The organism is Trichococcus sp. K1Tr (genome assembly GCF_028309625.1).
Lineage (GTDB): Bacteria > Bacillota > Bacilli > Lactobacillales > Aerococcaceae > Trichococcus.
This window is the reverse complement of the sequence record NZ_JAQMHR010000002.1, coordinates 39,280-62,355: the sequence shown is the minus strand read 5'-3', so window position 1 is coordinate 62,355 and position 23,076 is coordinate 39,280. Positions and strand designations below refer to the sequence as shown.

Sequence of the window (23,076 nt, the reverse complement as noted above, 5' to 3'; positions counted from 1 at the left end):
GCTTATTCGGCCGAGGTCTGTCCTTCAGTCAGGGTCACGGTCGTTGACTGCAGCGTGCCGCCGCGATAGTAGGAGATTTCCACATCGGTTCCCACTTCCAGTGCATACAGGATTTTGCGCAGGTCGACGATGCTCGTTACGGCTTCACCATTCATTTCCGTGATGACGTCATATTGTTCCAATCCGCCCAATTCGGCTGCGGACAAAGCCTGGACTTCGGCGATGACGACGCCTGCCGTCACATCATCAGGCAGAGTCAGTACCGAACTTTGTTGGGACGCGGAAATCTGGGAGAGATCCAGCATGGATACACCCAGGATCGGACGGATGATTTCGCCGTTCTGTTCCAGCTCGTTGATGATGGTCAGGACGTCATTGCTCGGGATCGCGAAGCCCATCCCTTCGACGTTCGAATCGGATATCTTCATCGAGTTGATGCCGATGACCTGGCCGGCGATGTTGATCAGGGCGCCACCGGAATTACCCGGGTTGATTGCCGCGTCCGTCTGCAGCGCCGTCACATCCCAGTCGACGATGCTGTCCCCATCCACATCTGTGGATACGGAACGGTTTTTGGCTGAAATGATGCCTTGCGTGACCGAAGTCGCAAACTCGGTTCCAAGCGGAGAGCCGATTGCGATGGCAGGTTCACCGACATTCACGGCGTCCGAATCCCCGAAGGAAGCCACCGCGGTGACACTTGTTGCCGGGATCGTCAAGACGGCCAAATCGGTCCAGACATCGCTGCCGACGACGGACGCCACTTCTTTCGTGCCGTCCTTCATCAGAATTTCCAGCTCATCCGCCCCGTCGATGACGTGATTGTTCGTAACGATATAGGCAAGGTTATCTTCGATCTTATAGATGACGCCGCTGCCCTCACTCGATGTCTCCAGAGCTCCATTTGTGGCATCGGAAGAGTTCTGCGGCAGGTCAAATCCGAACATGTTCGTGTTGCCTGCCTGCATATTGATGATCGAGACGACAGCATCCTGCACCTTCTCCACAGCGGCAGTCGTATCGGTAGTCACGTTGACGGCGACATCTGTCACGGTTTCGTTTATGGTGGTTGTCCCGGTATCACCGGTTCCGGATCCGTTGCCGAGGATGCCCGTCCCGAAAAGCAAGCCGGCTCCGATCAGGGCGACCATCCCGCCTCCAATCAATCCGCCGACGATGCCGTTTCTGATCGGTGAATTTTTGCGGTCTTTCGGGCGTCTCGAGATTTCTTCGGTTTCGCTTACGCTGTTGTATACGCGCGCGCGTTCCTCTTTGTTCATCGTCGGCCTTGTGCTTGCGGCTGGTTCCACAATCGGCTCTTCTTCATTGGCCGTTTCTTCGACCTCAGTGTATTCGGCTTCTATTTCTGTTTCTTCAGATAAGTCTTCTTGATTGTGATCAGCAGATGGAGCGTCGGTGGCAGTCGATTCAGTCTCCGTTTCGTTGGGTGCTTCTTGATCGAGCGGATTATTTTTATTTTCTTCGTCCCTGTCCATTTTGATTCCTCCTTATCGTTCTACAGACTCAGTATAGTTCCTTATTTTGAATAAATTATGAAGATAGTAAGAGAATATTTCGGAAAATTGATCCTCAGTGAGCTTATTGTATCATATCCGCATATGCAAAAAGGAGCGGAATCACTCGATCCGCCCCTCCTGCACTTGCCATCCCGCCTGTCGCCTAAACTCTGAAAAGTTCGGTCGGCTCATCCGGATCGGTATCATATACAAAAAAATCTTCATTGACGCCCATGCCTTTTTGCATCAAAATGCTTTCGGCCGTATGGTGCGCCAATGTCTTGATGTTGTTGTCCCGGCTCAAATGCCCAAGGTAGATGCGCTTCGTCCGGTCGCCCAGCATTTCGGCGACGGCGGCAGCCCCATCCTCATTGGACAGATGGCCTTCATCCCCCAAAATGCGCTGTTTCAGTGACCAAGGGTACCCGCCCATGCGTAGCAATTCCAGATCATGGTTGCTTTCGATCAGGTATGCATCCGCATCCCGCAAGAGACCGCGCAAGCGATCGCTGACATAACCGGTATCGGTCAACATGACCATCTGCTTGCCTTCATGATGGAAGGAGTAGAACTGCGGTTCCGCGGCATCATGGGAAACGCCGTAGCTTTGGATGTCGACATCGCCCAAGGTCAGCACCTGCCCCATCTCGAAGATGTGCTTCTGTTCGGTCTTGACGTTGCCGATGATGTGGTCCATCGCCTTCCAAGTCGCTTCGTTCGCATACAGATCCATATGGTACTTGCGCGCCAAAACGCCCAAGCCATGCACGTGATCGCGGTGTTCATGCGTGACGAGGATCGTGTCCACATCCGCAAGGTTGCGATCGATTTTCGCCATCAGACCGGCGATTTTCTTGCCACTCAATCCGCAGTCCACCAATATTTTCCGTTTGGGTGTCTCGATATAGGTGCAGTTGCCGGAACTGCCGCTCGCCAGATAGCTGACGCGCATGCCCTCTTTTTCTATTGTTTCAATCACACTTAGCCCCTCCAATACATCCATAAGTGTAACTTATTTCTTGGAAAATGCCAGTAATTTTTCTTACTGTTAGGAAAAGTTAATCTTCGGAACTGCACGGGGAGGCCACCCCAATTGCCGCTTATTTTTTTGGTTTGCGCCAAGCTTTCTTGGCGATTTTGAGTGCGCGCAGCTGGGCTGTCTTCTTCGATCGGTTCTGTTGGCTCTGCACGAGGATCGCATCCAGCAAGGTGATCCCCTCTTCCACGAAATCGCCCTTGTTCAGCATGACGCACTCAGCCTGCCCGGCCATCGTCGCATCCGACATCTCCGCACGCGTCGGCACACCGTTCTTCACCATATTCTCGAGTACCTGCGTGCTCCAGATGACGGGAATGTGGGCAGCCTCGCAGATCCAGAGTATTTCCTCCTGCAGTTCCGACAGCCGCAAGAACCCGGCCTCGGCAGCCAAATCTCCGCGGGCAATCATGATCGCCAGTGGATTTTGGCTGGCTGCGGCAACAATCAGTTCCGGCAGGTGATTCACGGCTTCCACCGTTTCGATCTTGATCACCAGCGGGATGGCAACAGCCGCTTCGCTTCCTACTTGCTCTGCCAAGGTATTTTGGATGTCCACGATGTCCTTGCTTCCGCGGACAAAAGAGAAACCCAGGATATCGGCCTCGATTTCGGCAACCAACAAGTCTTCTCGGTCCTTATCCGTCAAGATTGGCATCCTAAAGGTCGATTCCGGAAAATTTAGCCCTTTCTGCGGCTTCACTCTGATCCCTTTAGCCTTGGCCACTTTCCCTACCTGCACGACGACGCCTTGCGGTTTTTGCTCCACGACACGCCCTTCCAGGACGCCATCATCCAAAATGACCGGACTGTCGACCTTCAGCTCGTCAAAGAGGTTCAGGCTTTCGCTGAACACGATGACCGGATAGTGTTCCAAATCTTTATAGGAAGCATCCGCCGTCAGGAAGAACAAGTCGCCCACCTTGAGGCGCGGTTTATCCTTTTCGCTGCTGACGGCATCCACCCGGATCTTCGGCCCGGCGATGTCAAAATAAATGCGGCAACTCTTGCCGGCAGTTTTTTGGGCTTCCTTCAGGTTTTCGACCATCTTCAGCCAAACGGCGCTGTCGTCATGGGCGCAGTTGATGCGGGCGATATCCATGCCGCGCTCCAGCAGGCGGACAAGGAAGTCCTTATCCGTTGCGGCCTGTTCCGGAAGGGTGACCATGATCCGGGTCGTCCGGTGCTTCGGCGGGTCGCCCAATAAGGCTTTCGTTTCGGTCGCCAGTTTTTTCCGGCCCGGGAACTTTTCGGTCGTCTGCGGATAGTCATCCAGCTGCTTGATTTCCCCTGACATCAGCGCCAAGTTGCGGACGAGCGCATCCAACTGTTGGAGGACTTTCGATTCCGTTCTTCCCAGTGAGGATAACCCCCATTTGGACAGTCGGCTCTGCAATGGCCGGATATCCCTACGGCGCAACGCCAGATAGTAGGCAAGATTTTTACCACTCAGGCGGAAAGAATTCCGGGAAATACGCGGTTCCCATTCCGCATAAAGGGCATTACCCTCCTCATAAACCGCCTGACGGAGCGCCTGCATCTCCTGGTACAGCGCCCGCAATTCATTCCATTCTTTTTCTTTCACTTTGGTTCACTCCGATCTCTTTTTAACCGCTGAACAAAGATTGACTACTAAAAAATAGATTCGTATCTGAAACAAAAACACCCTGCTCTGCTTCAGAATAGGATGTTTTCGAAAGTATGGCCGGGGTTCGTCAGAAAGCCCCTCCGCCGGAACCGCCACCCGACCCGCCGGATGAGCCGCCACCGAATCCGCCGCCGAATCCACTACTGTTCGAGGAAGTCGGCATTGATTTGGTTACGCCTGTGTTGATGCTGTTGTTCAGCGTGGACAGGAAGATGGCGTTGTTCATGTAGTAATAGCTGCCGAATGCGGAAGCCTGGATCTCATTCACCGGGAACTCGACCTGCATCTGCTTCATGACCTTGTCAGCAACCCCCAAAGAGACGGCATAGACCAGGAAATGATCCCATAAAGCAATCGATCCCACTTCCCGCATCGGGAAATCACCCACGTCCTTCAGCATATTGCGGAAGCCTGCCCATTCCTGTTTCGTGCGTTCCCCGTCGGCCGTCATGATCGGCTTGGCTGCTACTGTAACGACCTGGATGAAACTGATTACCGCACTCAATACCACAAGAATGATCACCCAAGCAGTAAAACTCCCTGTGGCGAGAGCGAGCGCCGAAATCACAAACAATAACACGATGTTTGCGACCAAAGCCAGGACCGCGAAGGCGACAGCTTTCTTGTTGTCCTTCGAACGATAATTCCGGCGTTTCGGCGTGGCGACATCCATCACGCGCTCTTGCCATTTGACCCGATTCTCATTGAAGCGTTTGGCCTCTGCCGAATTGTCGGCGATGTTCTCGATATCATCGAGCGTGACGCTTTCCCCGTCCCCGACATCACTGATGAACCAATCCAAAAGCAGCTTTTCATGGCTCAGGATCGGGGCGTTTTTCGTGTCCTTGATCTGCATCAGACGGAAGGAGTCTTCCGGCGCTTTTTCCCGCCCAAAAATCCCTTTTTGGGGAATCTGCACCGGCGAAATCGTCAGATAGCCTTTCCGCACCAGATCCAGGATGGTCGCCGAAATGTCGGCAGCCTGCACATTTCCGCTGAAGACGGCACCGTTCATGACGGCCGGCGTCATGTCCTCAGGCAGTTCATAGATATGATCCGGCAGATGGATTTCCTGCGGGATTTCTTTTTTCCTGGCTTTCCTTACCCACAGGAACACCAGGATTGGCAGAACCGGCGCAACTACCGCCAGCACTGCACTGATGATTCCGTAGAGCATCGCATTGCGCTGATCTACTTCAGCCAATGCGGCTTCCTGCGCCAATATTTCATCGAATTTGTCCTCGTTCACCACATTCGGATTGTCTGCGGTGATGCTGGTCGGAAAAATCACATGAGCCTCCACGAATTGATTGGCCGGATTCTGTGGGACGTACAGCAGGACTTTTTGGTTGTCTTGCAACGTCACTGAACTGTTCTCATCGCCGCCGTGGCCCCAAGCGCGCAATTCCTCTTCACCGGTCGCTTCCGGCAAAAGAATGGTGACGTCCACATCGTTCAACGGATCCTCCCAGGCGGAACCGATGACCTTGCGGTTGAACTCAGCGATGTCGTTGTAGTTCGTGATGATTTCTGGAATGCGGTATTGATAGATGACCGTCTGGATCTCATCGGTCATTTTGTTGTATACGGTGAAATTCAGAAAATCACCGGTGTTGTCCAGTTTGAACGTCCCCGATTCCTCTGTATCGCTCAAAGCAAAAGGGAAAGGATTTTCCGACAGATAGCCTTGCATCGACACTTTGACATCTGTCGGATCCGCTACCTCTGAAATATCCAAATCATACAACACCCCATTGAATTCCCCTTCAAAATCGTAAGTGATGCTCTCGGTAAAAAAAGCGCTACCATCCCGCTGTATTTCGACCAACACATCATAATTCGTAATCTCATAGGAACGGGCCTGTACTTCCTTCTGTCCAAATCCAATCAAAAAAAAGAACATGAACAGCACAATCGAGCCTATCCGTTTCATTGTTACCTTCCCCTTCCGATACCCTCCATCAAGCTTGTCGCTTCTGATACCCCCATTTTAACAAACTTAACCAAGTTAAAAAAGGAAGAACCTCATTTCGAGATCCTTCCTTTTGTTTGTGTTCGTTAAAAAAGCAACAGCCGTTTCAATCCAGTGCGTTGTCTGTTTGCGAAGAGTCCTCTTCCTCCAGCAGCAAGGCACTGCTGTTGGCTGTCTTCGCCTTGATTTGCGCTTCGGCTGACGGAAGCGAAACACTGGACGTCGTGATGATGCTGCCCGTCAAGGCGTCCACCCGTCTGATTTCCACAGGCGCGTTTTCGATTTTGATCTCGATGTACCACATCGGGCTGTAGATATCCATATCCGACAGGCTCAACGTGCGGTAATAGGTCAACTGCACCATCCGCACGGTGGAATTCGAGGGAATCTGGTTGTTGAGGTACAGCGCTTCGACCGCCCGCTTCTGCGAAATCACGATCCGGCTGCTGCCCTGTACTTCCGCCACACCCGCAAATGTCTGTTCATAGGAAATGACCTCATAATCGGGATCCAAGTTGAACGTGATGCTGCCCGTACTGTCGCCGATGGGAATACTGTTTGCGACTTGCGCGTACACAAGTTGTCTTTTGAGCGGCAAATAGGTAAGGAAGGTATATTCAGCTCCGTAGAGGACGTTGCCTTGCAAGATGAAATCTGTAATCGGCGTTCGGTCGACAATCGTCAAATCTTCCGCATCGATCTCAATCGGGATCGGCTCGGACAAGGTGCTGAACAACACCCCATCTTCAAAGACAGTCGTCTGATTCACCAGTTTTGATTGATCGGTTTCCAGCGTGGCGCCTTTGTCCGTCTTCAGCAAAGGGATCTTCTCCTGATCGGTCGACAAAGCCGGAAAGCTGATGTCATCTGCCTTCATTGCCTCTTCGATGTTCAGCGTTGTGCTTTCGCTGCCGAAGCTCAAAGTCGTCGCATTTTTTTCCAACAACACGCTGAGCAGATAGAGGTTCAAAGCTGCGAAGGTGAGGATAAAAATGATTTTGATGCGTCTAAAGTCCACTATCATCCGCCTCCGTTTCCGTTCCGCCGATCCATTGGTCCAACGACTTCCATGAGCCGTCGATCTGAATGAACCATTTTGGCGTCAAATTGACGAGACGGTTGGATTCTTCACTGAATGTCCAATCATACCCCAATGCGATCATCTGAATCTCTTGGCTGCTGTAGCCACCGGCATCCAGCGCGGCCAAAAGGTCTGTCCCGCTCAATAGCGTGACATCCTCTCTACGATCCGTCAGCGGCGTCTGGATGACTTGCGTCAGGAATTGCAGTTCCGTCATGGATGATCCGGACATATGGATCCGCGTCAAACCGTAATCGACTTCCCCGAAAATCGGATAGCCGTTCACGTATCTTCGGTAATAAACGTTATCCGTACCCTCATCGAACCCATAGAAATAAAAAGGATTCGTCCAGTTGTCCAACATTTTGATTTCATGGAAACTGTCGCGGATCAACCGATAATCAGGCAACTCCTCGGCATCGAGGATGTTGCGGTAATAGCTCAACTGCCCGGTTTCCTTATGGATGCTCAATTCGGAGATGTTATCACTGTAACTTACGAATTCATCGTTTCCGTTATCCTTCAGGTCGGTAGTATCATTGAAAAGCAGATCGATGAAATAGCTGTTCGAAGGCTTTTCAACCAGATAGACCAACTTTTGGATCGTGATTGCCTCTTTCGGAAGGTAGGAGATGGCTGATTCTGATTCATACGATTCCACTTCCATGTACGCATCCTTTTGTCCTTCGTAAAGGTCCACCAACGGCTGCAGCACATTATCCGGCCGCGCTGCGGTGAACACTTGCTTCGTTTCATCATTCAACAGATAGACGGGATCCTCTTCCTTTGAGTTGAGGATGATCCGATCGATCGTGTCATCATAATAGTCCTCCTGGAGATTCGTGAAATAACGCGAAAGCAACTCCAGTGGGACTTCCTCGGCAAAGCGGATCTCCAGTTGGGTAGGCGCCAGAATAAGCGCATCAAACTCCTCCTGCGTGTAGGTGGAGACACCTTCGATCCCGTCAAGCAAACTCTCGCCCAACAGTTCATTCACGCTCTTCATGATTTCCGGATTTTGCGTCAAGTAGATGCGCTTATCCGTATGGACGATCATCCTTATCGGCGCAAAGACATCCTCTATCTTCTTCGTGTTGGTCAAATTGGCAGAGACGGATGTCGTCGAATTCTGACTTAACCCGACTGTGCTCGGAGTGGAAAGGATCCTGACAGTCAGGAACAGGCTGATTGCGACCAATGTGTACAGTAGAGCACTCAGCATCGGTGATTCTTTTTGTCTCATTCCCACTCATCCTCCTCGTCCATCGGAATGTAAGGCAAGGAAATAAAGAAAGTGGACCCTTTATTTTCCACACTGGTTACCCAGATTTTCCCGCCGTGCAACTGGACGACCTCTTTGGAAATGGCCAATCCCAGTCCGGTGCCGCCCATCGACCGGGCGCGCGCCTTGTCCACCCGATAGAATCGGTCAAAGACATGGCCGATGTCCTTGCGCGGAATGCCCAAACCCTCATCGGTGATGCTGATGACGACACTGTTGTGCGTCTCCATCAGTCTGCAGGTGATTTTCCCGCCGTCCGGAGAATATTTGATGGCATTGTTCATGATATTGTCGATCACTTGGATAAATTTATCCTGATCGATTTCGACCCACAGCGTACGTTGCGTGAAGTCTCGTTCGATCTTATATTTTTTGTTGCGGTACTGTTCCGATTTCAACACCACTTCGAAGCGATCGATGATATGCGCGACCAGCTCGTTGATGCTGACGAACTCCAAGTTCAGTTCCTGTTTGCCTTGGTCCATACGGGAGAGATTCAGCAAATCGGTGATCATCCGGATCATCCGATCGGTCTCGGTGGAAATGACCTTCAGAAATTCCGGGGCGATATCCTTATCTTCCCAAGCACCGTCGATCAGCGATTCTGTGTAACTTTTCACGCTCGTCAACGGTGTGCGCAATTCATGGGACACGTTCGAAACGAAGCTGCGGCGTTCCTGTTCGACTTTTTCCTGCTCTGTAATGTCGGAAAGCACGCAGACCAATCCGCTGATGAAGCCGGATTCCCGCTGGATGACGGAAAATTCCCCGCGCAGGATCGTATCCTGATCCTCTGTCGGGATGTTCAGGATCAATTCATCCTGCGTCTCCAACAACTGACGGAAAGTGAATTTCTCGCCCAGTTTCAGCACCTTCATGATCGATTGCCCGATCGCTTTGTCCTGGGAAATCGAGAGCAGATCCATCGCCCGGCTGTTGATGATGATGATCTTGCCGCGGCGGTCGGTGGCCAATACGCCATCCGTCATGTGCCGCAGGACGCTATCCAACCTTTGGCGCTCCGATTCCGTCGTTTCCTGGGCATCCTTGACTTTGTAGGACAGATCGTTGATGGTATCGGCCAATTCGCCCAACTCATCCGCTCCATAGACGGTCACCTTGCCGGAATAATCCCCATCGGCAATATTGGCCGTCTGCCTGCGCATCTCGGAGATGGGACGCGTGATACCGCGGGAGATGATCACAGCCAGCACAATCGTAATGATGATCGCCACTACTGAAGCATTCAGAAAGATGCTCACCGTCTGGCTCATCTGTGAATAGACCGATTCGATATTCGATTCCATCACCAATACCCCGATAAGGGTACCCGTATTGTCAGTCGAATAGATTGGACTGATGTTCTTCAGCACGCGGCTGTTCGTGTCTTCCTTCACATATTGGTATGAGGAGGGTGCATCCAGAAGAATGACTTGTTGGACATCCCGATCGGTCGACTTCGTTCCGATCAAAGATTGCAGCGTTTGGTCATTGATTCCGAGAATATACCCCTGCTCATCCATGACCTGCGTTTCCAGGATGTTCGCGCCCGTAAAATCGCTGAGGATGGTCTGCACCGACTCCTCCAGTCTTTCCGTATCATCGGCCATCAGGATCGGCTGCAGCGTTTTCTCCAGAAAGCCCGCATTCAGGGTCATCTGGCTGTCGAAGTTGCTGATCATTTTCGTTTCCAGTTCACGGATAAAATAAGCCCCGATCAGTTGCAGGGATACCAAAAGGAGGAGAATGAACAGCATCGGTATCTTGAAATGAATGGAGTGAACCAAACGTATCTTTTTGTTCATATATGGTTACTCCTGATCCGGATTCTTCAAGAAGTAGCCTACTCCTCTTCGCGTGATCAACCAAGTCGGATGGCTCGGTGTATCTTCGATTTTTTCGCGCAGTCTGCGGACCGTCACATCGACAGTGCGGACATCGCCGAAATAATCATATCCCCATACAGTCTGCAACAGATGCTCCCGCGTCATCACTTGGCCGATGTGTTTCGCCAAATAATGCAATAATTCGAATTCGCGGTGGGTCAACTCGATTTCTACCCCGCGCTTCGACACGATGTAGGCATCTTCATGGATGATCAGTGCTCCGATTTTGATTTCGTTCGTATCGTCTTCTTCAGGCGGTGCCGCAACCGGAGAGGCTTGTCTCCTCAAGTTCGCTTTTACGCGCGCGACTAATTCCCGGTTAGAAAATGGTTTCGTGACATAGTCATCTGCACCCAATTCAAGCCCAAGCACTTTGTCGATTTCAGAGTCTTTTGCCGTCAGCATGATGATCGGCACATCGCTCGTCTTGCGGATTTCCCGGCAGACTTCCAATCCGTCCATCTTCGGCAGCATCAGATCCAGCAGGATGATATCCGGGCCCACTTCCGCAAACTGCGCCAAGGCCTCTTCACCATCAAATGCAGTGAAGACCTCATAACCTTCTTTGGTCAGATTAAACTTGATTATATCTGAGATTGGTTTTTCATCGTCTACCACTAATACCTTTTTCATCTTCAAACCTCCTTATTTCTTGCAACTCTCGGTCCCTTTCGGAACGTCTACTCTTTATTATACAATTGCAGCCGATTATGTGCAAAGCGTTCCTGAATTATCCACACGCAGAACCCGCACGACTGTACAAAAAAGGACGAGCCATCAATCGTTTTCCTGACTGATGGCTCATCCCCCTATTTGACGTTATGGCATTTGTTCATTGATTCATCAGCTGTGGATGATGACCGGAACCCCGATATCGATCATCCCGAACAGTTCAGCCATTACCCCCGGTGGCGTATTGACACAACCATTCGAGCCGGCGGTAAGCCAATATTCACCGCCGTAAGCAGGCTGCCATGATGAATCATGGATACCGATACCTGTCCACTCGACAGGCATCCAGTATTCGACAGGCGATTCGTAATCCTTTTCGGTTCTCGGATTGTAGCCTTTCAAAACGGCATCCTCTTCTTTGTTCCAGATATAGAAGACCCCTGTCGGAGTCGGTGACATCGGATGACCGGAAACGATATCCGTCTCAAGCACAACGACGCCATCTTGGTAATACCACATGTGCTGGCTTGAAAGATCCACTTCGACATAGGTGGTGCCGATGTCCGCGCCGTCCGCATGATAGCCGGTGCCGTTGTAGTTCGGCGTTACCGTCACGTCTTCCCCTGCCAAAACATAGCTGATCAGGTTATCCGTTTCAGCTGCGACAGCCAGTGTCCATCCATATGTGCCGGATGGGACCTGGACCGTTTCACCGTCCGTCGCCAAGAAATCCCGCGTACGGGAATAGGTGCTGTATTTGTCGCTCAGTCCCTGCAGATAGGCTGCAACACCTTCGCGATTCACGAACACTTCGCCGTTCTCGTCTATGCCCAACCACTCAATGATGGCTGTTTGCGGCACAGTCTCTGTCTGTCCGGAAATCGTGTATTGGATAACCGTATCCGTCAAATCAGCCAGCTTTTGCAACGTTTCAGCCAGAATCGGATCATCCGCGGTTAATGTCGGTTGTTGATACGCCTGCGCGAGATCGATTTCGGTTTCTCCGGCAATGATCGCTTCCAGCATCGTTGCCTTCAACAGTTCCAGATCGACCATATTCCCTGCCGTTTCAGGCGAAATCGAGTAGCCTTCCGTCCCTTTGACGACTGTAGCGTTCACGGGTGCCGTGCGGCTCTCGTTCTCCAACGGCATTCCTGCCAAGATGTTCCCGAAAGCCGTTTCGTCAACAGATACGCCGCTCAGATCGGTTTCTTCCTGTTTATCTTGGAATAACAAAATCGGCCAATTCCAAGCGTTTTGTTCCGCCTTCATCGTTTCCAATTTCTCGGTGTTGTCGATGGAAACGCCCAGATCAGCGGGTGTGAATGCAAAGATAGTTTCTCCACTTTCGACGATTTGAATCTGCGCTTGTGCGATTGCTGCGGTTGTCTCTTCTTTTGCTTGGGCTACGGTATCATTCGATATGTCAATGCCATCCAGCATCGTATTCGGTAAGAATTTATCCTCATAATAGCTACCTATACCAAAGTATCCGGCTGCGACCAATAAGACCGCTGTAGCGCCAATGATGATGGGTTTCTTTTTCACTGTCCAGACCACCTTCTCGTTTTGTTACGATTCGATTACATTTGTGTTACAAATCATCACGACTTACTTTTTATTACTTTACCATGTTTTCTTTAAAAAGCAACCTATTTTATCTTAATTTTTTTATAATAGGACGGCTTCTAAGACACTAATCATAATACCCAAGCGGAAGAAATGCAACAAACACGCCCCCGTTTTCACCAGCCCCGCAATGCTCCGGGCGGGCTGATTTGGGTGTCCACCGCAATGTTCTCCTCCGGTGAAAGCAGGCTTCGCCGGAGTTTGACTACATTTTTGCTTGCGTTCTCCGATAAAGACCGCTTCCTCGGAGTTGCAGCCGATTGTTACCTGTCTGCTCCGGCGGGCGGCCGCTTGCCGGAGTTGGGACTCGTTTTACTGGCTCTCCTCCGGCAACCTGGCGCCACGCAAATCAAAAACGGCCTGTCTCATTATGAGGCAGGCCTGCATTCCTATGCGCGATTCTGGTTCTCTGCTTTGATTTCATCGAGGATATAGCCGAAATCAAAGTCTTCTTTTTTGACGATCAGCAACAGTCCATCCCCAAGAGGCACAAGGGACGTTTCCAATGCCGGGTGGTCCAGCACGGTATCCATCAGTTTGTTCAGGCGGCGGTGAATCTTGCGGACCCTTTTCGGAACGTCAGCTTCATCATCCAGGATGGTGCCGCCTTGGAAAACATCATCGATGACCAGCATGCCGTCTTTCTTCAGCAGCCGGATGCAGTGGGGCAAAAATTCATAATATTTTGATTTCGCGCTGTCCATGAAGATGAAATCATACGGACCTTCCAAGGTAGGCAGGACTTCCGCCGCATCGCCTTCCAAAAGCGTCACCTTGTCCGTGATGCCCAATTTCTCAAAGTTTGCTTTTGCGTGGTTGATCATGACCTCAAAACGATCGATGGTCGTGACGTGGCCTTGCGCTCCGACATGTTGCGCCATCAAGCTGCCTGAGAAACCGATTGCCGCGCCGATTTCCAATATTTGTTCAGGTTTGATCTGCCCCAGCAGCATATTCAGGAAAACAGCTGTTTCATGCGGGATGATCGGCACGCCTCTTTCATTCGCTGTTTTTTCCAGTTCCCCCAATTCTCCAGGGAAACGTTTCAGTCTGTCGCGCATAAAAGCGACCAGTTCTTTCTTTACGACGGGTCTGTCCATCATTTCGTTCAATGCCATACTTTTTTCTCCTTATCGCATACTCTTTTATCAATGGCAACAAGGCTGGGAATGGATCCCAGCCTTGTGCTTATTCATCGTCTACAATCACTGTTTGGACGGGCTCTCTCGTGACACGGATGCCACGGATCCGGCCGCTTTCGACCTGAGTAGTCGTCAGCAGGTACTCTCCGGTCTGAATCGTCGCATGCTCATCATCTTTCGGAAAATAACCGAGTTCCTCGATCATGTATCCGGCAATCGTATCCACTTCTTCGGAAGCGATCGCCGTCTTGAACAATTGATTGAACTTGTCCAGCGGCATGCGTCCATTCACGACATAATGATTGTCATCGATTTTTTTCGACAGGCGGTAAATTTCATCATATTCATCTTCAATGTCCCCAACGATTTCCTCCAAAAGGTCCTCGAGGGTGATGATCCCCTCCACGCCACCGTATTCATCCTTGATGATGGCCATATGCGTGTGAGTCTTGCGGAACTCGACCAAGAGATCATCGATATAAATAGTGGAAGGGACGAACAAAGGCGTATTGACCAACTCACGGAAAGCGATCCGCTCGAAACCGACTTCCTTTGACGCCTTCAAAACATTTTTCATATGCAGAACGCCGATGATATTGTCCTTGTCTTCCTCATAGACCGGAATCCGGGAATATTGGCTGTTCAGAACCAGCGCGATATTGTATTCCAGATCATCATCCAAATCCATCATCAAGGTATCGGTACGCGGCACCATCAATTCGCGGGCAAGTTTTGTGTCCAACGAAAGCACCCCCTGCATCATCGTGAACTCTGATGGGTCGATGACCCCTTCGCCTCGGCTCTGTGCCAGGATGGCCTTCATTTCATCACGGGTGAGCTTCTCTTCCTCATTCGTGAATTCGATCGGCGTCAGCTTCTTCAGGATACCGGTCGAAAATGACAAAAGCCAAACGAACGGCTTGAAGAGAGTCTTGACGACAACGATCGGGCCAGCAGTATGGCGCGCAATGGTTTCGGGCATCTGCAAGGCGATCTGTTTAGGGTACAGTTCACCAAACACGAGCGTGATGTAGGAAAGGACAACGGTGATGATGATCATCGCTATCGTTTTGCCGCCGGCGACGCTTCCCAACAACGGTTCGATATAGCCGACGAAATTGGATGAAGCGGACGCACTGCTGAAGAATCCGGCAAATGTGATGGCAACTTGGATAGTGGCCAAGAAATCATCCGGATTCTCCAAGAGACGCAAAACCTTTTGTGATTTCTTGTCGCCGTCTTTGGCCAGCTTCTCGATTTTGGAACGGTTGATGGAAACAAATGCCAATTCGGCTGAGGCGAAATAAGCATTCAGTAAAGTCAGGGTTAGGATCAATGCTATTTTTGATAGTAACGACTGGCCTTCGGGGTCTGGGTTCATATGTTTTTGTTCTCCTTTTTCATGATGACTCACGCAACTGGGGCATGCCCTGAAACAAGGTGCTGTGCAGTTGCATAAAAAAATATAGATTCTGTTCAATTATATACTACTTAATATAGTGAACTCCGCTCGAAAAATCAAGAGATTTTTCACATGGCACCTGCTGGAGCTTTCCGGCTCTTCCTCCTTCAACCTACCGGTACCGACAAGTGTTCTCATTCCAATCTAATGTTTACTAAAGGTTGCCATCGCCTTGGAAGGGCTTTACTGCTTGATTTATCAAATGTTTAAGAATTTCCAACTATGCGTTTATAACCGTTGCTTTTTTTTATTTTAATGTTATTATCACATTAGACACCGTGTTTTTAGGAGGATTTTAAATATATGCTTATCCGCTCACTTGCCATTCCCAAACGAGAGCTGACCATCGTCAAAGAGTCAGCCACACTTCGGGATGCACTGGATATCCTTGAAGATTCCGGCTACCGTTGCGTTCCGATTTTGGACGAAACAGAAACCATTTTTCGTGGAAATATCTACAAAATGCATATCTATCGGCACAAAGCGAACGGCGGGGACATGAACCTGCCTGTTACGCATCTGCTGAAGAATGCCACAAAATTCATTTCGATAGACAGTTCATTCTTTAAGGTATTTTTTACCATCAAAGAATTGCCCTACATTTCCGTTTTGAATAAGGATATGACCTTTTACGGCATCCTGACCCATAACGCCTTGTTGAACATGTTGGCCCAATCATGGAGCATCGATGTCGGCAGCTACGTACTGACGGTCATCGCACCCGGTCAAAAAGGCGATCTGTACCACATAACCAAAATCATCAACCGCTATTCCTCCATCGCCAGTTGCATTTCCCTGGACATCAACCGGGAAGACGCGTTGCGCAGGGTATTGGTCACGTTACCCGCCGGCACACCCAAACAGGTGCTGGACTCCATCGTAAAGGCGCTGGAGCGCAAGGATTTCCGTGTGACGGAAATCGAAAACCTGCAAGTCGATTTCTGAAAAAGCTCCATTTACGCATCAAAAAAAGTCGGACGAAGCCTTGTGCTTGTCCGACTTTTTTCGCGCGCATCCGGATTAGCGGGTAGCGCCATTCAGATAGGGGTTTGAATAGATTTCTTCCCTTACTGTCGTAGGATCACCGTGTCCCGGGAACAGGACCGTTTCCCCTGGAAGAGGTACGATATATTTCTGGATTCCTTCGATCAAAGTTTCATGGCTGCCGCCCGGCAAATCGCTGCGGCCGACGCTTCCTTTGAAGATGACATCCCCAACGATCGCGAACCCGTTCTCGCGGAAAATGAAGACGGTGCTTCCTGGCGAATGCCCGGGAATATGTTGCATCTCAAAACGGAATTCTCCGATTTCGTAAGGCCCCATCTCCTCGAAGAAGACATCCGCTTCCTTCGCCAGTCGGACATCGGGAACGTTCGGATTGCGTGCTGATCCATTCAGTTGCGGATCCAACAGCCATTCCCGTTCGATAGGATTTTGATAGACGGGAACATCGTATTTTTCCCGGATTGTTTCGAGGGCTCCGATGTGATCATAGTGCGCATGTGTCAACACGATCGCTATCGGATGCAACTCATTCTCTTCGATGGCTGCGATGATGTCCTCCGCTTGCTCACCTGGATCAAAGATGATCGTATCATTCTCATGGTCTCCGATTAAAAAATAACAGTTTTCCTGGATAGGACCGACTGTAATTGCGTACATTTCCATATATTGTTGCCTCCCTCTTTTTCGATTACCTCTCTATTATAAGAGAACGATGAGAAATATCCTAGCAAAAAACAGGGATTTCTGCTGTTCATCCAGCAAAAGCCCCCGTTCTCCAGTTTTCTCATATGATTTTTTAATGGATCAAGCCATTTTTTCAGCAAAACCGATGATTTTGTTCATGTATTTCATGAGCGGTGCTGAAACAACCAGCACGACAGCTTCCCCGAATGCCGCTGTCACAAAGCTGAACCAGAAAGGCAAATCAAGAACGATATAGAGCTCGATTGCGACAAGAACCATCGTCACCGTGAAGACGACCGCGGTCATCATCATGCGCTTCATTTCAGAATCGTTGGGTTTGAACAATTTTTCCAGAATAAGGAAAGAGATCAACGTCTGACCAAATCCGAACACCAAGTCCCAAGCCCCTAATGTTGAAAAAATCAGGTTGGCGATAAATACACCAGCCAAAACACCGTATTTATAATCTTTGTGGTAACCCACCAAATGATTCAGCATTTCTGAAACGCGGAATTGGACGGCACCGAACGACATAAAAGCAAAAATCCCTGTCAACGCAACATAAAGCGCCGCGATAATTGTATTGATAACCATTTTTCTTGTACTCAATCTAAAAACCTCCTAGTTTTTTTTCGTGGGATGGTAGACGAACCACGCACTCATCCGAGAGCTAAAACAGTTTACCACACATGCTCGCTTTTGAAAACGACTAACGGCGCATTTTCATCTGATTTTCATTACCCAAAAAAAAGCGCGCCGACGATTCGGCCCCGTATGACTGTTCTTATCCGGTGAAGCGCTTCTGGCCGGAGGTGGGATTCCGTTCGGCAGCTATCCTCCGGTGGGCCGCTACTGGCCGGAGTTGGAGCTCTCGAGCTCCTCCGCTACTCCGCATTCGTTCCCTTCATACACAACAGCAAAAAAGCTGCCTACCCCTGACAGGCACCCGACAGCTTTACTGGTTTTTCTGTTTTTCTATTTGTAGACGCGCGGAACGCGGGCGTTGATACCCGTCAAGATTTCATAGCCGATTGTATCGATCGTTACCGCCATTTCGGAGGGATTGTTGACGAGTCCGCCGTTTTCCCCCAAGAGCGTCACTTTCGTCCCGACCGGATATTCTTTCGGAAGGCTGATCATGCATTGATCCATGCAGATGACTCCGCGGATCGGGCAGCGTTGGCCATCGACGATGACCGTCTGATGGCGAAGATCCCGTCTCCACCCGTCGGCATAGCCGATCGGAAGTGTAGCGATCCATTCTCCCTCAAAAGCACGGTAGCGGGCGCCGTATGCGATCGTGTCGCCTTCATGCATCTGTTTGACATAACTGATCTGGGTATCCAACTGTACGGATGGTTTCAATTCATAAGGAAGCTCCAACACGGTGTCGGAAGGGTTGTAGCCGTACATTGCGATTCCGACGCGGACCGCATCCGTCCGGAACGCTTCATGCCAAAGTGAAATCGCCGAATTCGCCAGATGCACAATCGGTGGGCGTTGCGCCATCCCCTGCAAAATCTCTTCAAACAAAGCCAGCTGGCGATCCACCAATGTCGGATCTTCACCATCGGCCGTTGCGAAGTGGGTAAAGATGCCTTCGAAAACAAAGCCATCCAGCTCGGCAAGGCGCGCTTCGAAAGCTTTGACCTCCTCGACCGTGCGCAGACCGATGCGGCCCATCCCGGTGTCGATCGCCAAATGCACGCGGACCGGCAGCTCAGTTTTCCGTCCCTGAAGATACGGCAAGGCAGCATCCAACCATTCCGCTGCAGTGACAGCTACGCTGATTCCGTTGTCCGCTATGAGCGCAGCGTCTTCTGCCTCCGTTGGGCCCACAACCATGATGAAGTCATCAGACAGCCCATTTTCCCGCAGCTCCATCGCCTCATCCAACAGAGCGACACAGAACCCGTCCACGCCAGCTTCCTTTGCCTTTTTCGCGACCGGGACGGCCCCAAGTCCATAGGCATCCGCTTTTACGACCGCGAAAAATTTCTTTCCAGGTGACAGACCCTTCCTGATTTGTTGGATATTCCACGAAATAGCTTCCAAATCGACAGTTTCTATTGTGGGACGGTGCTTTCCTACTACCATGGTTAAAACTCCTTTACTTTTCTAATACCACTTGCGCGGCAATGATGTTCCCCGAATGGGTGATGGAAACGAATCCTGTCCCATCGAACGGAGATTTGGTTATTTCAGGCTTCCGGTTCTCTCCGGGCAAAATTTCGATATCTTGGAAAGACAGCTTGCCGATGCCTGTGCCATAAGCCTTCGAAAAAGCTTCTTTTGCGGCATAGCGCCCGGCCAGAAATTCCATTTGGCGTGATCCGCTCAGAGCCAGGAACAACTTCAGTTCCGCTTCGGTCAGAACCCGTTCCGCAAAACCCGAACGCCGATCATAGGCTTTCGTGATGCGGTCCAGCTCGGTTACATCCAATCCTATTCCATAAATCATTCCAATCACCGCCTATTCTGCATGCATTGTTCTCATTTTACCAAAAACGAACCAAATTTTCACCATAAGAAAAACCTCTTCCCCAATTGGCCTACGCCAGGGGAAGAGGTTTTTGATCACGAATTAGTCGTTGTTGCTGCGGATAGTGAAGCTATGGCTGCTTTTTTTAGGTGCGCCGGCGCTGCCGCCGCCACGTTTGTCATCATAGCGTTTGCCGCCGGAGCGTGGTTTGCTGTCGCTTGAGCGATTTTTGTTGCCACTGCGTTCTCCGCTGCGTTCGCCACTGCCGCTTCCGCGTCTTTCTGATGAACCACGGTTACCTTTGTAGCCGCCGCCTGTGCTCTTACCTTTGTAACCGCCGCCGCCTTTACCTTTTCTTGAAGGCAATGGGCGTTCTGGTGTGATTTTAACAGGAACATCAGTAGCATCTTTAGAAAGACTCTTCAAGAATGCTGCCACCAAATCTTCAGCAGTGTGCTCTTCAAGCAAACGAACAGCTGCACGTTGATATTTGTCTGTTTCTGTTTCTTTAACCAATGATTCCACTTCATCCATAGCTGATTTTACTTGGCCACGGAAAGCTTCTTCATCACTTGGTGGTTGTAGTGGAGTGATCGGTTTTTTAGTTAAGTTTTCGATTGTACGCAAGTAATCCATTTCGTTTGGTGTAACGAAAGTCACTGACATACCTTCTTTACCGGCACGACCAGTACGGCCGATACGGTGAACATAGCTTTCTGGATCTTGAGGGATATCGTAGTTGTACACGTGTGTAACACCTGTAACATCCAATCCACGCGCAGCAACGTCAGTCGCTACCAAGAAATCCAAATCGCCTGTTTTGAATGCATTCAAAACACTCATACGTTTTTGTTGTGTCAAATCGCCATGGATTCCTTCTGCACGGTAACCGCGTAGTTCCAATCCTTTAGACAATTCATCAACACGACGTTTTGTACGGCCGAATACAATAGCCAATTCCGGATTTTGAACGTCGAACAAACGAGTCATTGTATCGAATTTTTCGAAATCTTTACATTTGACGAAATATTGATCAATTAAGTTAGCGGAAGCGTGAGATGCTTTAATTTTCACGTGTTCTGGAGCATGCATGAATTTAACACCAATTTTTTTGATCTGGTCAGGCATCGTTGCTGAGAACAACAATGTTTGACGCTCAGATGGTGTTTCACTAAGGATGCTTTCGATGTCTTCCAAGAAGCCCATGTTCAACATTTCATCTGCTTCATCCAAAACTAGCGTTTCAATATGATCCAAACGAATTGTTTTGCGTTTGATGTGGTCCAAAAGACGGCCCGGTGTCCCAACAATAATTTGCGGTTTGTTTTTTAAAGCGCGAATTTGACGGCTGATATCTGCTCCACCATAAACAACTTGTACTGATACATGTTTGTCTTTGCCTAAGCGATAAAGTTCTTCTTGTGTTTGAATCGCTAATTCACGCGTTGGCGCGATAACAATCCCTTGGATAGCTTTGTTTTCTGTGTTGATTTTTTGCAACATCGGCAATCCAAAAGCAGCTGTTTTACCAGTACCTGTTTGTGCTTGGCCGATAACGTCTAATCCTTTGAGCGCCAAAGGAATAGTTTCCGTTTGGATGGGTGTTGCTTCCTCGAAGCCCATTGTCTCAATCGACTGTAATAATACTGCATCTAAACCTAATTCTGAAAATTTCATGTTTCCTCCTAATTTTGAGAAACTAAAATTTAGAGAGTCTTTTCTTTTACCCGTATCTAAATACGGTTCATAATCTTATAAATAAAAGATAAACCTTTTTTACTTAATCCCTTGAATAGAAAGCTTGATAAATCAAACATTCTGCACTTCGCAGAAAAAACCCTCTTATTTCTCTATTCTTACCATCAGCAATAATAACACGTTCCGCATAGTTTTACAAATCATTTTCTCTTAAAATAATGAAATTTCTTACAAAAAAACCCTGTTGTAAGGATATTTCTAATGAAAATGACAAGTGAATCTACAATTTACCGACAATTGACACCTACGCTCCAAATTGGCTGAAAAAGGGATCCCCTTGCTTCTGCGACGACACGACCCATCCAATTTCCCTTACATTTCCTATTATACACGCAAAGCTGCCACAACCGCCAATAAATCAGTGCCGAAACTGGATTTGATCAGCACTTGATCGGCTTGTTGAAGCTCTGCCTTCAGCTTATCGATCAACGGCGCCTTCTCCCCAACATAATGATAAAGTTTCCCTTCCGGAAAGGCAGTCTTTAAGTTTTCATAAAGAGCGGCCATTTCGGTGCCGTACAGATAGACCTGATCGAACTCCGCAGGGGAAATTTCAGCCGCCAAGGCAGCGTGCATTTCAGCAGAACGTTCGCCCAATTCCCGGATATCCCCGAGCACCGCAATTTTCTTGCCCTCACGCGGCAGATGCGCGAATGACCGCAGTACGGCCGTCATCGAAGTTGGACTGGCATTGTAGGCATCATTCAACAGTTGCGAGCCATTTACGCCATCCAGCCACTGTGTGCGGTTGGCGGTCAGCTGAAAAGTCGCCAACGCTTCCTTCACTTCGGCGATCGTCATGCCCAACACTTGGGCAGCGGCTAATGCGGCCAAAGCATTCCGGACATTGTACACGCCCAATACCGGGATGTCCAGATTGATATTCGGATCCAGGTTCACATGGAAAGTTGTTCTGGTTTTGCCGGGAACGATGTCATACGCATTGACCGCATCCTTTTCGTCCGTACCGAAAGTCAGCTGACGGAAGTTGCTTCCTTGAGGCAGCTCTTCCATAATCAAGGGCTCATCACCAGGATAAATGAACGTCCCTTCCGGCTTCAGCCCCTCCAAAATTTCTAATTTGGCTTTGGCGATGCCGCGGCGGCTCCCGAGGAATTCCAGATGGCTGTCCCCGATCAACGTGATGATGGCGACATCCGGTTTGGCCAATCGGCTCAACAAGCTGATTTCGCCGAAGTTGCTCATGCCCATTTCAAGCACCAGCACTTCCGTGTCTTCCGGCATCTCCAGAATGGTCATCGGCATGCCGATTTCATTATTGTAATTGCCTTCCGTTTTGTGGACACGGAACCGCGCGGACAGGACGGCAGCCGTCATGTCCTTGGTGGTCGTTTTCCCGTTGCTGCCGGTGATTGCGACCACTTTAGGTTGGATCATATTCAGGTAGGCTTCCGCCAGTTTTTGCAAAGCTTCCAGCGTGTCGTCCACCAGAATGACGGCAATGTCTTCAGGCGCTTCTCCCGCTGCGCGGCTCCATAAAGTTGCTGCCGCTCCGTTCTTGATTGCCGATTGGACATAATCATGCCCATCCGTTTCCCCCTGCAAAGGCACAAACAAACTGTCGGGCGTTGCTTTACGGGAGTCGAAGACGACAGCATTTACTTCAGCGAAGCGATTGGCCGACGTATAGTCGATCGCTCCAACAGCTTTCACAACATCGATGATGCGTAATGGTTTCATATTTGGTTCCTCATTTCCAATTATTTCTCAGAAGCCCTTCCCTCTGATCTAAAAAAAGGCCGTCCTTCCCCTGGGTTCGCAGCAAGCATTCCATGCTTTCGGTGCTGCTGGCGATCAGG

18 protein-coding genes and 1 riboswitch are annotated in these 23,076 nt (G+C 49.8%); of the genes, 1 reads left to right on the top strand and 17 read right to left on the bottom strand.

The annotated features are described in order from the left end of the window. Positions 1–2 precede the first annotated feature (2 nt). The 11 genes from PH235_RS03740 to PH235_RS03690 form a co-directional block, all read right to left on the bottom strand. Positions 3–1,280 (bottom strand): S1C family serine protease, encoded by a 1,278-nt coding sequence (locus PH235_RS03740; protein ID WP_443080843.1) that lies wholly within the window; start codon positions 1,278–1,280, stop codon positions 3–5. A 400-nt stretch (positions 1,281–1,680) separates the two neighbouring features. Continuing rightward, entirely contained in the window at positions 1,681–2,469 is a 789-nt protein-coding gene (locus PH235_RS03735) for an MBL fold metallo-hydrolase (RefSeq protein WP_192875250.1), read from the bottom strand. A 148-nt stretch (positions 2,470–2,617) separates the two neighbouring features. Then, positions 2,618–4,138, bottom strand: a complete 1,521-nt coding sequence (locus tag PH235_RS03730) for a pyruvate kinase (protein ID WP_272161080.1) — start codon at positions 4,136–4,138, stop codon at positions 2,618–2,620. 130 nt (positions 4,139–4,268) lie between these two features. Then, positions 4,269–6,134, bottom strand: coding sequence for a DUF2207 domain-containing protein (locus PH235_RS03725; protein WP_272161079.1), 1,866 nt, complete (start codon positions 6,132–6,134; stop codon positions 4,269–4,271). Positions 6,135–6,279: 145 nt separating this feature from the next. Then, positions 6,280–7,191 (bottom strand): two-component system regulatory protein YycI, encoded by a 912-nt coding sequence (locus tag PH235_RS03720; RefSeq protein WP_272161078.1) that lies wholly within the window; start codon positions 7,189–7,191, stop codon positions 6,280–6,282. Further along, positions 7,181–8,497, bottom strand: a complete 1,317-nt coding sequence (locus PH235_RS03715; protein WP_272161077.1) for a YycH family regulatory protein — start codon at positions 8,495–8,497, stop codon at positions 7,181–7,183. Before PH235_RS03715 ends, PH235_RS03720 begins: the two co-directional genes overlap by 11 nt. Beyond that, positions 8,494–10,341 carry a cell wall metabolism sensor histidine kinase WalK gene (gene walK, locus PH235_RS03710; RefSeq protein WP_272161076.1) on the bottom strand — a complete coding sequence of 616 codons (1,848 nt, stop codon included), beginning with the start codon at positions 10,339–10,341 and terminating at the stop codon, positions 8,494–8,496. The genes PH235_RS03715 and walK overlap by 4 nt, the downstream gene beginning before the upstream one ends. A 6-nt stretch (positions 10,342–10,347) precedes the next feature. Further along, the gene (gene yycF, locus PH235_RS03705; RefSeq protein WP_272161075.1) at positions 10,348–11,055 is read right to left on the bottom strand and encodes a response regulator YycF; all 708 of its coding nucleotides are present in this window, start codon (positions 11,053–11,055) and stop codon (positions 10,348–10,350) included. Between the two features lie 210 nt (positions 11,056–11,265). Next, the gene (locus PH235_RS03700) at positions 11,266–12,642 is read right to left on the bottom strand and encodes a L,D-transpeptidase family protein (protein ID WP_272161074.1); all 1,377 of its coding nucleotides are present in this window, start codon (positions 12,640–12,642) and stop codon (positions 11,266–11,268) included. A 470-nt stretch (positions 12,643–13,112) separates the two neighbouring features. Further along, complete coding sequence (locus PH235_RS03695; RefSeq protein ID WP_272161073.1) at positions 13,113–13,841, bottom strand: O-methyltransferase; 729 nt, start codon at positions 13,839–13,841, stop codon at positions 13,113–13,115. A 70-nt stretch (positions 13,842–13,911) separates the two neighbouring features. Further along, the gene (locus PH235_RS03690; RefSeq protein WP_272161072.1) at positions 13,912–15,246 is read right to left on the bottom strand and encodes a hemolysin family protein; all 1,335 of its coding nucleotides are present in this window, start codon (positions 15,244–15,246) and stop codon (positions 13,912–13,914) included. Between the two features lie 384 nt (positions 15,247–15,630). On the opposite strand from PH235_RS03690, the gene cbpA reads away from it, so the two are divergent. Further along, on the top strand, positions 15,631–16,272 hold the full coding sequence (cbpA, locus tag PH235_RS03685; protein WP_086628963.1) for a cyclic di-AMP binding protein CbpA: 642 nt from the start codon (positions 15,631–15,633) through the stop codon (positions 16,270–16,272). 75 nt (positions 16,273–16,347) lie between these two features. On the opposite strand, the gene PH235_RS03680 is transcribed toward cbpA, so the two are convergent. The 6 genes from PH235_RS03680 to PH235_RS03655 all read right to left on the bottom strand — a co-directional run bounded on the left by PH235_RS03680 (position 16,348) and on the right by PH235_RS03655 (position 22,957). After that, on the bottom strand, positions 16,348–16,995 hold the full coding sequence (locus PH235_RS03680; protein ID WP_272161071.1) for an MBL fold metallo-hydrolase: 648 nt from the start codon (positions 16,993–16,995) through the stop codon (positions 16,348–16,350). A 141-nt stretch (positions 16,996–17,136) separates the two neighbouring features. Further along, on the bottom strand, positions 17,137–17,625 hold the full coding sequence (locus PH235_RS03675; protein WP_234402536.1) for a QueT transporter family protein: 489 nt from the start codon (positions 17,623–17,625) through the stop codon (positions 17,137–17,139). A gap of 6 nt (positions 17,626–17,631) precedes the next feature. Beyond that, a riboswitch (PreQ1 riboswitch) is annotated at positions 17,632–17,677 on the bottom strand. 314 nt (positions 17,678–17,991) lie between these two features. Next, positions 17,992–19,113, bottom strand: a complete 1,122-nt coding sequence (gene alr / locus PH235_RS03670; RefSeq protein ID WP_272161070.1) for an alanine racemase — start codon at positions 19,111–19,113, stop codon at positions 17,992–17,994. A gap of 13 nt (positions 19,114–19,126) precedes the next feature. Continuing rightward, positions 19,127–19,477: a holo-ACP synthase gene (gene acpS, locus PH235_RS03665; protein WP_106449935.1), complete on the bottom strand. Its 351-nt coding sequence runs from the start codon at positions 19,475–19,477 to the stop codon at positions 19,127–19,129. A 123-nt stretch (positions 19,478–19,600) separates the two neighbouring features. Beyond that, positions 19,601–21,175: a DEAD/DEAH box helicase gene (locus PH235_RS03660; protein ID WP_272161069.1), complete on the bottom strand. Its 1,575-nt coding sequence runs from the start codon at positions 21,173–21,175 to the stop codon at positions 19,601–19,603. A 405-nt stretch (positions 21,176–21,580) separates the two neighbouring features. Then, complete coding sequence (locus PH235_RS03655; protein WP_272161068.1) at positions 21,581–22,957, bottom strand: UDP-N-acetylmuramoyl-tripeptide--D-alanyl-D-alanine ligase; 1,377 nt, start codon at positions 22,955–22,957, stop codon at positions 21,581–21,583. Between the last annotated feature and the right edge of the window lie 119 nt (positions 22,958–23,076).